Source organism: Bacteroides caecicola, assembly GCF_023337095.1.
Lineage (GTDB): Bacteria > Bacteroidota > Bacteroidia > Bacteroidales > Bacteroidaceae > Phocaeicola > Phocaeicola gallinarum.
The window spans coordinates 77,821-89,391 of record NZ_JAMBLM010000011.1 but is presented as its reverse complement, the minus strand read 5'-3'; the positions used below and the strand labels follow the sequence as shown (position 1 = coordinate 89,391).

At 47.9% G+C, this 11,571-nt stretch carries 11 protein-coding genes; 3 read left to right on the top strand and 8 right to left on the bottom strand.

What is annotated here, in order from left to right:
• Window positions 1-110: 110 nt before the first annotated feature.
• The 4 genes from pgeF to hpt all read right to left on the bottom strand — a co-directional run bounded on the left by pgeF (window position 111) and on the right by hpt (window position 3,393).
• The gene (gene pgeF / locus M3085_RS11260; RefSeq protein ID WP_410554646.1) at window positions 111-920 is read right to left on the bottom strand and encodes a peptidoglycan editing factor PgeF; all 810 of its coding nucleotides are present in this window, start codon (window positions 918-920) and stop codon (window positions 111-113) included.
• Window positions 917-2,104, bottom strand: a complete 1,188-nt coding sequence (obgE, locus tag M3085_RS11255; RefSeq protein WP_178257645.1) for a GTPase ObgE — start codon at window positions 2,102-2,104, stop codon at window positions 917-919. The genes pgeF and obgE overlap by 4 nt, the downstream gene beginning before the upstream one ends.
• Before the next feature lie 119 nt (window positions 2,105-2,223).
• Window positions 2,224-2,793 (bottom strand): adenylate kinase, encoded by a 570-nt coding sequence (locus tag M3085_RS11250; protein WP_178257646.1) that lies wholly within the window; start codon window positions 2,791-2,793, stop codon window positions 2,224-2,226.
• A 57-nt stretch (window positions 2,794-2,850) separates the two neighbouring features.
• Window positions 2,851-3,393, bottom strand: coding sequence for a hypoxanthine phosphoribosyltransferase (gene hpt / locus M3085_RS11245; protein ID WP_178257647.1), 543 nt, complete (start codon window positions 3,391-3,393; stop codon window positions 2,851-2,853).
• Window positions 3,394-3,484: 91 nt separating this feature from the next.
• Between hpt and M3085_RS11240 the strand changes: the two genes are divergently transcribed.
• The 3 genes from M3085_RS11240 to M3085_RS11230 are packed head-to-tail and all read left to right on the top strand — an operon-like array spanning window position 3,485 to window position 7,511.
• The gene (locus M3085_RS11240; protein ID WP_178257648.1) at window positions 3,485-4,999 is read left to right on the top strand and encodes an NAD(P)H-hydrate dehydratase; all 1,515 of its coding nucleotides are present in this window, start codon (window positions 3,485-3,487) and stop codon (window positions 4,997-4,999) included.
• 16 nt (window positions 5,000-5,015) lie between these two features.
• Window positions 5,016-6,065, top strand: coding sequence for a DUF4831 family protein (locus M3085_RS11235; protein ID WP_249053027.1), 1,050 nt, complete (start codon window positions 5,016-5,018; stop codon window positions 6,063-6,065).
• Between the two features lie 24 nt (window positions 6,066-6,089).
• Window positions 6,090-7,511: a BT_3987 domain-containing protein gene (locus M3085_RS11230; RefSeq protein ID WP_249053026.1), complete on the top strand. Its 1,422-nt coding sequence runs from the start codon at window positions 6,090-6,092 to the stop codon at window positions 7,509-7,511.
• A 122-nt stretch (window positions 7,512-7,633) separates the two neighbouring features.
• On the opposite strand, the gene M3085_RS11225 is transcribed toward M3085_RS11230, so the two are convergent.
• From M3085_RS11225 to M3085_RS11210, 4 genes are all read right to left on the bottom strand, one after another.
• Window positions 7,634-7,957, bottom strand: a complete 324-nt coding sequence (locus M3085_RS11225) for a heavy-metal-associated domain-containing protein (RefSeq protein WP_178257651.1) — start codon at window positions 7,955-7,957, stop codon at window positions 7,634-7,636.
• A 161-nt stretch (window positions 7,958-8,118) separates the two neighbouring features.
• Complete coding sequence (locus M3085_RS11220; RefSeq protein WP_249053028.1) at window positions 8,119-10,341, bottom strand: TonB-dependent receptor domain-containing protein; 2,223 nt, start codon at window positions 10,339-10,341, stop codon at window positions 8,119-8,121.
• Between the two features lie 117 nt (window positions 10,342-10,458).
• Window positions 10,459-10,953, bottom strand: a complete 495-nt coding sequence (locus tag M3085_RS11215; RefSeq protein ID WP_178257652.1) for a 3'-5' exonuclease — start codon at window positions 10,951-10,953, stop codon at window positions 10,459-10,461.
• A 53-nt stretch (window positions 10,954-11,006) separates the two neighbouring features.
• Complete coding sequence (locus M3085_RS11210; protein WP_249053025.1) at window positions 11,007-11,567, bottom strand: flavin reductase family protein; 561 nt, start codon at window positions 11,565-11,567, stop codon at window positions 11,007-11,009.
• Between the last annotated feature and the right edge of the window lie 4 nt (window positions 11,568-11,571).

Sequence of the window (11,571 nt, the reverse complement as noted above, 5' to 3'; positions counted from 1 at the left end):
AATTTTTTTACGCATAAAGACAGATTCCCGTGGAGAAAAACACGGAAAAGAAACGTAATAAATCTGTATCCGGAAGCAGCAAACAAAAGGTGTAATACAGACAGACTGGTTTACTCGGTAAGCATGATACCGGAAAGGATACGCCCGGAGTGAATCCCTTGTCGACGGGCAGAAAAGAAATCTGTATTATTGGCATAAGTGCAAATGGCGGACAGCTCGATGTTTTCCTGACGGACTCCCGCCGTAAGCAACTGCAAACGGTTGGCTTCCCACAGGTCGATATGCCATTTCGCATAGCGGCGTGCGATGTGTTGCATCGGGAAACCTGCCGCACGGAAGGCTGCGTAAACTTCATCGCCTACCTCGAACGCCTCTTGCGATATACCCGGACCGATACACGCCACCACGTCTCGCGCGTCCGTCCCGTAGGCTTCCGACATGGCGCTCAAAGTCGCTTCTACAATCCGCTCCACCGTTCCGCGCCATCCGGCATGAATGGCAGCTACCACCCTGCGGCGGACATCGAAACATAACACGGGAATGCAATCAGCAGTGGAAACACAAATGCACTGTCGGGGGATGTTGGTAAGAAGGGCGTCTACCCCCTCTAACTGAATGGTTTGTTCGGATAGCGGAAGTTGGAGGAACGCATGGTCAATCTGCCGAATCTGCGTTCCGTGAGTCTGATGAGGAATAATAAGCCCATCCGGACGAACAGGCATGAGCGAACAAAGCAGTTCGCGGTTTCGGTTTACCCGCTCCGGCTCGTCGCCGCAATAGTGATTGCAGTTAAACGAAGCGTACTCGCCCGTACTGTATCCGCCGTGACGGGTGGTGGAGAAACAAAAAATGCCGGAATACGATTGCTGAAAACCGTATGCCAACATTCTTTTATCGTCAGAGAACTTGTAAGTCATCATTTCTGCGGTTCGTCTTCCCAGTCTTCTTCTTCATACTCATAATCGAAGTCGTCTGCGTCGGTGTCATCCTCCTCATATTCGTAGTCGAAATCTTCGTCTTCGCCCAACTCTTGCAGCTCTTCACGGAGTTTTGTCACATCTTTCGGACGATGAACAATAGCCTCGTGACGAACGGCCTCAAGCTGATTGCTCTCTTTATTCAATTCATTCCATAAAAGATCTTTCAGCTGCTGGATTCCCATCCCGCTTATTGAAGATATAAACACGCAAGGAATACCTTCGGGCAAGGTAGGACGCAGCATGTCAATCAGTTCTTCATCCAACGTATCACATTTAGTAATCGCCAAGACGCGCTGCTTGTCGAGCATCTCAGGGTTGAACGTTGCCAACTCATTCAGTAAGATTTCGTATTCCTTACGAATGTCATCCGTATCGCCCGGAACCATGAAAAGCAACAGCGAGTTACGTTCGATGTGACGCAAGAAGCGCAATCCCAGCCCCTTTCCTTCGCTCGCCCCTTCGATGATACCCGGAATGTCAGCCATCACGAATGATTTTCCTTCGCGGTATGACACGATGCCGAGGTTCGGCTCAAGGGTGGTAAAAGGATAGTTGGCAATCTTCGGACGGGCTGCCGATACCGTGGAAAGCAGGGTGGATTTACCGGCATTTGGGAAACCTACCAGACCGACATCTGCCAGCAATTTCAGCTCCAGTATCACCGTCATCTCCTGCATGGGTTCGCCGGGTTGTGCAAAACGGGGAGCTTGGCGTGTAGCTGTACGGAAATGCCAGTTACCCAAACCGCCACGCCCGCCTTTTAGCAAAATAACCTCCTGACCGTGTTCGGTTATGTCGCACACATACGCTCCGGTTTCGGCGTTATAAACTACCGTACCGCAGGGCACTTCAATGATTTTGTCTTCGCCGTCTTTTCCGAAACTCTTGTTTTTCGAACCGTTTCCTCCGTGCGATGCAAAGACATGGCGCTCGTAACGCAAGTGCAACAACGTCCAGTAGTTGCGGTTTCCACGCAATATTACATGACCTCCTCTACCACCGTCGCCACCGTCAGGTCCGCCATTCGGCATGTATTTCTCACGGCGCATGTGTACCGAGCCGCGACCTCCCTTACCGGAGCGGCAGTAGATTTTTACATAATCAACAAAATTCGATTCAGCCATAGGATATGTTTATTTGATTTTAAGTTTGTAAGTATTCGAGTTTGTAAGTTTTGAGTCGTTACCCCGTAGGGCTTGCGAAACCCGCCAACCCGAAAACCTACAAACCTGAAACCATTTGATTAAAGTTTATCGACAGCAGCACAGATATCGGCAAAGATACCTTCCATTGTGCCCAAACCGTTGATATGACAATATTTGCCATCGTTCTTATACCAGTCAATCAACGGAGCTGTTTGCGAATGGTAAACCACCAGACGCTTCTTGATTGTTTCTTCGTTATCGTCTGCACGTCCTGATTCCTGTCCGCGCTTGATAAGACGAGTCATCAATTCATCTTCAGGCACTTCAAGGTCGAGCATGATAGAAACCTCCTGACCGCGGACTTTCAACATTTCTTTCAATGCCTCTGCCTGCGCAATGGTACGGGGGAAACCATCGAAGATAACCCCTTTGCTGTCTTTGAAGCTGTCGAATACGCTTGCCAGAATGTCAATCATCAGTGCATCGGGAATCAACTGACCGTTGTCGATGTATCCTTTAGCAGTTTTACCCAGTTCGGTTCCGTTCTTAATCTCGGCACGCAATACGTCACCTGTTGAGATATGATTCAAACCATATTTTTCTACGATGCGGGCACTTTGAGTTCCTTTACCTGAACCCGGAGCGCCGAAAATAACAATGTTCAGCATGTTTAGTTATATTTATAATTAATAATTAAGATGATTTTCTCTTTCAGATTGCGGCCCTCATTCGGCTTCGTCTACCACGTAAATATCGCGGTAATTACGTCCCAGTCCGTCGTAATCCAAGCCATAGCCTACAATAAAATCATTCGGAATATTCATTGCCACATAATCGATGTTTAAATTCACCTTCAGCTTATCAGGCTTTACCAGCAGCGTGGCAATACGTATATCTTTCGGGTTACGGGCACGCAATGTCTCTATCACCCGTTCCATCGTAATCCCTGTATCTACAATATCTTCTACAATAACCACCGTACGCCCTGTGATGTCCTCATTCAGTCCTACCAATTCTTTCACTTTTCCGGTAGACGATGTACCCTGATACGATGCCAGCTTGACAAAAGATATTTCGCAAGGCAAGTCAAGACATTTCATCAAATCGGCAGTAAACATAAACGAACCGTTCAACACACTTACAAAAAGCGGATTGCAATCTTTCAAATCACGATTAATCTCGGCAGCCACCCGCGCCACTTCTTTCAGTATCTCCGCCTCCGGAATAAACGTCTTGAAACGCTTGTCTTTTATCTGAATCACATTCATACGATAGAACTTTTATAAATTTGCGGCAAATTTACGGATTTTTTTCGTATTTTTACCGACAAATAGCCATTTAAGAAAAATAAGGAAACGAATGAAGATATTGACTTGCACCCAACAGAAAGAGGCTGATGAATATACCATCGCCCATAATTCTATATTATCTATCAATTTGATGGAAAAAGCTGCCACGCTGCTTACCGATGCCATTTGCAAGCGATGGGATAAATCGCACCGCATCGTTATATTCGCCGGACCGGGAAATAACGGCGGTGATGCAGTAGCCGTGGCTCGGATGTTACATTTGAAAAGCTATCAGGTAGAGGTGTTTCTATTTAACGTTACGGGGAAACTGTCTGACGACTGCCTGACTAACATCCGCCGCTTGCATGAATGTGGTTTCACTTCTTATCATGAAGTGACATCCCAGTTCGATGCTCCCAAGCTCACTGCCCACGATATTGTAATAGACGGACTGTTTGGGTCGGGGCTGAACAAACCACTAAGCGGAGGTTTTGCCGCCGTAGTTAAATACATCAATGCCTCTGCTGCCAAAGTGGTTTCTATCGACGTGCCTTCGGGACTGATGGGAGAAGACAATTCGTATAACATCCGCCAGAACATCGTTCAGGCAGACATCACGTTATCTATCGGACTGCCTAAATTGGCTTTTCTTTTCCCTGAAAACGAAGAGTTGGTAGGCGAATGGGAGGTGCTTGATATCGGCATCAGTCAAGAGTACATCGAAAACGCCGAAACGCGCTATCTCATTACGGAAGAAAAAGACATCCGTCCGCTTATCACCCCTCGTCATAAGTTTGCCCATAAAGGAAATTACGGTCACGGTTTGCTGATTACCGGCTCTTACGGTATGGGCGGAGCCGCAGTATTGTCGGCACGTGCCTGCCTGCGTTCGGGAGTGGGACTGCTGACTATTCATACCCCAGTGTGTAACCACACATTGTTACAAACCTGCGTTCCCGAAGCGATGGTAGAAGATGACGTTCACGAACGGTTTTTTGCCGAACCTGCCGAATTAGACAATTACCAAGCCGTAGGAATAGGATGCGGATTGGGACAGGAAGAGATAACGGCACAAGCTGTTATCGAACAGGTAAGAGACTGTGAGATTCCGCTGGTTCTGGATGCCGATGCACTAAACATATTCAGTACCTATCGGAATAATCTTTCATATATTCCGAAAAACACCATTCTTACTCCTCATATCGGAGAACTGGAACGTATCATCGGACGCTGCAGCAATTCATACGAACGGATATCAAAAGCAAAAGACCTTGCGAATTCCCTTCAATGTTATATTGTATTGAAAGGAGCGTGGACGGTAGTCATTACTCCGGAAGGCTTATGCCACTTCAATCCGACCGGGAATCCGGGTATGGCGACGGGAGGAAGCGGAGATGTTCTGACGGGTATCATCACTGCGCTGCTGGCTCAAGGATATTCAGAGGAAGAGGCTTGCAAGCTCGGAACGTATGTACACGGACTGGCAGGAGACATTGCACGAAACAAGGTAGGAGAAATCAGTTTGAAGGCAGGAGACATTATCGAAGCACTGCCCGAAGCATGGAAATCATTAACGAAAAACTAATAGCCGATATACAATTATGAAAAAAGGAATCTTTGTTGCATTGGGAATGCTGGCGTGTATGAACGCATCGGCACAGGATTTCAGCCCATATACGCCGGGAGAAGGCGAAGGAATCGTATACTTCCTGCCAAAAACGGCATTGGAAGTGAACGTTATAGCCACAAAAGTTACTTATACGCCGGGAGAGTTCTGCCGATATGCCAACCGTTATATGCGCATGGACGGGATTCCCACCCAGCCGGAAACGCATTGGGAAATCAAGCAAATTGATGTGCGCTCCGTTGGTGTGCCCGATTCGACGAAAGTTTATATCATGAAATTAAAGGATAAAAACGTCGCGTCGAATGTAGAACTTACAAACGAAGGTATCGTAAAAGCCATCAATACAACTTCTCCAGCTGAAAATCAAACCGACATGTATCAGCTTGACAAAACAGAGCCTCATGAAAACGCCCGCAAATACATGACGGAAGACATGCTGATGGCGGGATCGACGGCTAAGATGGCGGAACTGGCAGCAAAAGAAATCTACAACATCCGCGACAGTAAGAACCAGATTTTACGCGGACAGGCTGACGCCATGCCTAAAGATGGAGCTTCGATGAAACTGGTCATCACCAACCTCGACAAGCAGGAAAAAGCCATGATGGAAATGTTTACGGGAACTACCGACCGCGAAGACAAGCTATTCACTTTCCGCATCGCTCCGGAGGATGGCATGAACAACAAAGTAGCGGCACGATTTTCACGCTTATTGGGGGTACTTGGAGAGAACAACCTGAGTGGAGACCCGATATATCTCAACATAAGTGCAGCCTCATCGCTCCCGGCAGCACCTACAGACGATAAGAAAAAGAAACTGAAAGGGGTTATCTATAACATTCCGGGGAAAGGCTCGGTTACTGTGAGCTATCAGGGGAAAACTTTGTTCAGCGGCGAACTGCCCGTTACCCAGTTCGGCTATACGGAGGTACTGACCGACGGATTATTCGACAAAAAAATAAACACGCGCGTAATTTTTAATCCCGAAACGGGAGGAATCGTAAAAATAGACAAGAACGAATGATTAACTGAAAGATTTATGGTACCTATGAAGAAATTGTTAAGAGGACTACTTATGCTTGCTGCGCTTTGGCTGGTATCTTGCACCGGAAGCGAATCGCAAAAAGGGAACGTTGTAGCTGTTTCGGCGGGCGAACCTTTCGGAAAAGTGTTATCGGCAGCCCAAGCCAAAATGCTTACCCCGCTGGCTCTATGGGGAGAGAATTCTGCTACCGGACACATCTATTTCGAACTTACCAAGCCTTACGACAAGGATTTAACCATTACGTTTAAAGTAAACGAGCAGGCGCTGACCGCTTATAATAATGTATACGGAACATCGTATACCGTATATCCTGCCGATAAGATTTCGCTCGAAGCGAACGGACAGATTACCATCCCTGCCGGCAAAAAGCGTTCGGATGTAATTGATGTCAGCATACAGTCGGGTGCCAATACGGAAGCGATCTATGCCTTGCCGCTGACTGCCGAAGTTTCAGACGGTACTCAAACCATATCCAACAATGCGGCTTACATTTATCTGGTTACTCCGCTTACTCCTGCACCGGCTATTAACGAGGGCAGAACCATCAAGAATCTTTGCTATGTGGAAGTAAACCGCGAAAGCATGTTGAATACGGGCGAATATATCATGAAGGAAACCAAAGAGCCGTTTTTCGACATTGCAAGCGTATTTGCCGCCAACATCCGACTGAACGAAGAGGGGCAGCCTTACGTATCGTGCAACGAGCAGACGCGCTTTGTTTTAGATAACATCGACCAAATCGTCCGTCCGCTGCAAGCCAAAGGCATGAAAGTACATCTGTCTATTTTGGGCGACCATACCGCTGCCGGAATGAGAAGCCTGACCAGAGAAGCGGCTGTTACTTTCGCCCAAGAGCTGAAATATTACATGGATATTTACGGGTTCGACGGCATTGACTTTGATGACGAATACTCTACTTACGTAACCGACCAGAAGGTTGAGCCGTACATTCCTGCGCCTACCGTTGCTCCGAGTATCGAGGAATGTACCAAAGAGCGTTATGCTGAATTGGTTTACGAATGCCGGAAACTGATGCCCGACAAAACGTTAGGCATTTACTGGTATACAGGTTCGGATTATCCGGCGGGAGAGGTAGAAGGAAAAACGGTGAACGACTTGATTGATTATTCCATCTACGGGCTGTACGGGAAATGGCGTTCTATCGACACCGACACGGTGGCTACCGCCAAACAGTGTCCGTATGCCGTTGAAGTAACTACGGCTAAGGGAGACGTAAAAATCAATCCCACGTTTGTTAAACGCATAAAAGACGACAAGTGGGGATATTTTGCCGTTTACGACTTGAACGACGAACGTCATTACGAGAAAGAGTTTACCGAAATCTCACGCATCCTTTACGGACAGGACGTGGAATGGACCGGTAAGTCGTTCGGACGTACTGACTTTACTCCAAAAGCAGAATAAGTTCCGTTTTCCCTATAATAGCAGCAGACACGGATTTTGCCGTCTGTCGGCGAGTTTCACGATACCGAAACCGCACGACGCCGATGCAAAATCCGTGTCTGTTGTTTTATTATCCGCCTGCTTTATTCCTTCTCGGCTTTCTTCTTGGGATGGAACGGGGTGGCAGTGTAACCCAACTTCCGGATGGCTTCTTTCAGTTTTTCGGGCGAGGTCTTATCCTTCCGATACTCAATGGTAACCAACTTATCCGGCAGGTTGACGTTCAGGGCAGTAACGCCTTTCTCGAAAGCGATGTTGTTTTCAATGCGTTTCTGACAGTTTTCACAAGTCATCGAAACAAGGAACGTTACTTCCGATTTTTCTTTCTTGTCATCTTTCGCCATTACGTTCAGCGAAAAGCCCAGTACGAACAACGTTAGCAGGGCAATCCATTTTACTCTCATCATAATCTTCTGATTTTTAACATTAAACAATATTCTATATTTACTTATACCGGCACTGCATACCAGTTCCGAAACGCTACCGCATGGAAGGCTCAACGCAAGCCGATAAACCGGGTAACGCTACCGCATGTGTTACCCCGTTCATGCGGTAGCGTTTTCCCCATTTATTTAGGGATGTTATAACGAATACCGACGTACAGCTTGCGCCCCATCGTAGGTCCCCACACCATAGTAGCATCAAAATCCGAGCCATAAGGATTTGAGGCTGATACGACCGGATTCTTTTGCTTAAAGTTTGTCAGGTTTTCTCCGCCAAGATAGATGCTCCAACGGCGGAAACGACGGGTTATCTGTGCGCTAAGCTGCGTGTACGACGGGAAAGTTTCCTCCCATAACGGACGTTCGGCATCCGGCGTAGGCATCCGCCCTCCTCCGTTAAACTGCACAGTAGCATCGAACTGCCACTTTTTCAGCGGCGTTTCATACGAAGCTGTCAGCAATGCCTTGTAACGGCTCGTCAGCGGTTTACGCATCGTCTTGTCGCCATAAGTCGTCTTTACGTCCATCCAGCGGTAAGCTCCCAGCAGCGTAAATCCGCGAAAAAGCGGATAGCTTGCCTCCACCTGAAGCACGTTAGACGTCGACCGTCCTTTAAGGTTATAGAAGTAAACGGCATGGGCATCGCTATCCATATCCACTACCACCTGATTATTAAAGTCCGTGTAAAACCACTCGGCACTGAGGGTCAGTTCTTCGTCTTTCACCGGAATGTAGAACGATGCGCTTGCTCCGTAATTCCATGCGCTTTCCTGACTGAGGTCATCGGCTACATGGAGTGTCCGGCTGCTTGCCAGCAGATAACTGTTTTCGGGAAAAACGAACGTGGTGCGATAGCCTTTCCCTGCTGATGCCCGCAGATGGAGCCACGAAGTTACATCGTATTTCAGATGAAGGCGAGGCGTTACGAACCAACGGTGAAGCGAACTGTAATCTCCGCGCAGCCCTGCCATCAGCGTAAACTTATCGGTGGGCGTCCATGTATATTCGGCGTATACCCCGGTTACCGTTTCGTCGATGTTCCGCCACTGGGGTACGTAACGCTCCACCACGTCGCCGCGCTGTACGTAATCATCCCAATTAAAATTCATTCCTGCCGCCAGCTTATGCTTGCTTCCGAAATCGGTTTCGTAGAGCAGTGAAGCATACAGATTGGTTTCGTACACATTATATAACCGGGCAGCGTAATCGGATTTCTGGTCGTGATACGAGCCCGACACGATGAGCGCCACACTTTCATTCCGGTCGGGATTCAGGATAAATCCGTTTTTCGTAAACCATTCCACCCGGCTCGTGCGGTTAGTCACGGTATAAGGGTCGAAAGCCTCACCGCCATGCAGTGTATGGGCTGTCTGCCCGCTCACGCGCTTATCCGTCAATACCTTTACGCCCGATTGGGAAACAAAATTCGGTGTCTGATAATGCCAGCGGTTCATCACGCTGAAAGCGTGCATCTTCGGCATATCCAAAAACGTATCGCCGTTCTTGTCGTGCGAACGCTCTTCATTATAATAGTTCACGAAAAGAGCGGTCGACAGGCGGTCGTTCAGTTCCACCGCTCCTACGGCATTCCCCTCATACCGTCCGGCATCGCTGGCAAACAAGTTGACAAACAGCGGGTCGGCAATCTTGGGTTTCTTATATTCGATATTGATTTGTCCTGTAACCGACTCGTATCCATTCTTTACCGAAGCAGCACCTTTAGATATCTGTATGCTCTGCATCCACGGACCGGGAATATAATCCAGCCCATACACCGCAGCAGCTCCGCGCATATTCGGAAAATTCTCGGTAAGCATTTGCACATACGTGCCCGACAGTCCCAAGAGCTGAATCTGCTTGGCACCCGTCACGGCATCGCTATAAGCCACATCGACCGACGGATTCGTTTCAAAACTTTCGGAAAGGTTACAGCAAGCCGCCCTCGTCAACGCCTGCGTCGTAACACTCTCGCCGTTCATCACTCCCGTACGGTTTTTCAGCATACCCATGCTGCCGGCGGTTACTACCACCTCATCCAGCTCGGTATCAGAGACCATAACCAGTACCTGCACATCCGTAGGACGCTCCACGGCGTAAGTCAGCGTTTCAAACCCTACGTAATCGGCCCGCAACTGACGGACTTCTCCAGAAACGGGAAGTTCAAAATATCCTTCCCCATCGGTCACCGTAGCCGAACTTTTGTCTTCATTATATACATAAGCTCCGGGCAGCGGAGTACCTTCCTTATCCAATACATATCCTTTAACAATACTTTTCCCCTCTTCCGCTTTTACAACGGTAAATGTCAGTAAGGAGAAAAGCAACATAAACCATACACTTTTCTTCATCATGACGTATCATTAATTTATCGTTTCGATTACAAAAATAAGGGGGAAGGAGGGAACAGACGTTACATTATTATGGATAGAGTTTATATAATTCCACCCAAACGTCTGAACCGGCTTTTATAAAATCCGGCGCGCTATCCATGCACAAGCCTCAGCGTCAGCCAAAGCGTGATGATGATTCGCCAAATCAAATCCGCAACGTGCCGCCACGGTTTGCAGCTGGTGATTGGGCAACTGCTTTCCGAATACGCGGCGCGAGGCTCTGCACGTGCAATAAAAGAGATAATCGGGATAATCCATCTGATAAGTCCGGAACACAGCCTTCAGACAACCTTCGTCGAACGGGCTGTTATGTGCCACCAACGGCAAATCGCCTATAAGGGGTGCAATGTATCGCCATACATCGGGAAAGATAGCGGCATCGTCGGTATCCTGACGGGTTAGTCCGTGTACGCGGGTATTCCAGTAATCATAATAATTCGGACAGGGACGTATCAGGCGGTAAATACGTTCCACCACCTCTCCGCCCCGCACGATTACCACACCCACGCTACATACACTGGAAGGATTGCGATTAGCTGTTTCAAAATCGATTGCCGCAAAATCTGTCATCGTTGCTTACCCTTTCTTTATCGGCCTACATACCCGTCAGGATACCTGATGTTCTATTTCAACTGTTTGCCATCCGAGAAAGCGTTCCCTACTTTCTCTCCTACTTTCAGATAAGCGTTATTGAAGGGGTCGAAGATTATCGGCGCTACCTTAGCCGCATCTACCTTACCGTTCTCGTCAAGCACACGCTCGTCTACACTGACATTCACAATTTCGCCTCGCAGAATACAAGTCTCCGGATTGTAATCTTTCAGTTTACATTCGACTGCAACTGCCAATTCATCAATCATCGGAGCATCGACAAAAGCAGACCGGGTAGCGTGAAATCCGGCTCTGGCAAACTTATCGGCTACCTTGTTACCCGATACCAGCCCTACGTAGTCGCAAGCCACTACGTGTTCGGCATCCGCCATACTCACCGTAAAAGCCCCACGCTTTAAGAGGTTCTTTACCGTTTTATGTCCTGCACTCAGGCATAAACTGATTTCGTTCATTTCACTGATACCTCCCCACGCCGCATTCATGGCATCGGGAGTTCCGTTTTCATCGTAAGTGGCAATGATGAAAACCGGTTGCGGATAAGTCAGAGGCTTAGCTCCAAAATTCTTTCTCATAACA

Excerpts from the sequence above, each read along its gene's own strand:
- pgeF (WP_410554646.1), bottom strand. The coding sequence starts at position 920 with ATGATGACTTACAAGTTCTCTGACGATAAAAGAATGTTGGCATACGGT.
- obgE (WP_178257645.1), bottom strand. The coding sequence starts at position 2,104 with ATGGCTGAATCGAATTTTGTTGATTATGTAAAAATCTACTGCCGCTCC.
- M3085_RS11250 (WP_178257646.1), bottom strand. The coding sequence starts at position 2,793 with ATGCTGAACATTGTTATTTTCGGCGCTCCGGGTTCAGGTAAAGGAACT.
- hpt (WP_178257647.1), bottom strand. The coding sequence starts at position 3,393 with ATGAATGTGATTCAGATAAAAGACAAGCGTTTCAAGACGTTTATTCCG.
- M3085_RS11240 (WP_178257648.1), top strand. The coding sequence starts at position 3,485 with ATGAAGATATTGACTTGCACCCAACAGAAAGAGGCTGATGAATATACC.
- M3085_RS11235 (WP_249053027.1), top strand. The coding sequence starts at position 5,016 with ATGAAAAAAGGAATCTTTGTTGCATTGGGAATGCTGGCGTGTATGAAC.
- M3085_RS11230 (WP_249053026.1), top strand. The coding sequence starts at position 6,090 with ATGAAGAAATTGTTAAGAGGACTACTTATGCTTGCTGCGCTTTGGCTG.
- M3085_RS11225 (WP_178257651.1), bottom strand. The coding sequence starts at position 7,957 with ATGATGAGAGTAAAATGGATTGCCCTGCTAACGTTGTTCGTACTGGGC.
- M3085_RS11220 (WP_249053028.1), bottom strand. The coding sequence starts at position 10,341 with ATGAAGAAAAGTGTATGGTTTATGTTGCTTTTCTCCTTACTGACATTT.
- M3085_RS11215 (WP_178257652.1), bottom strand. The coding sequence starts at position 10,953 with ATGACAGATTTTGCGGCAATCGATTTTGAAACAGCTAATCGCAATCCT.
- M3085_RS11210 (WP_249053025.1), bottom strand. The coding sequence starts at position 11,567 with ATGAGAAAGAATTTTGGAGCTAAGCCTCTGACTTATCCGCAACCGGTT.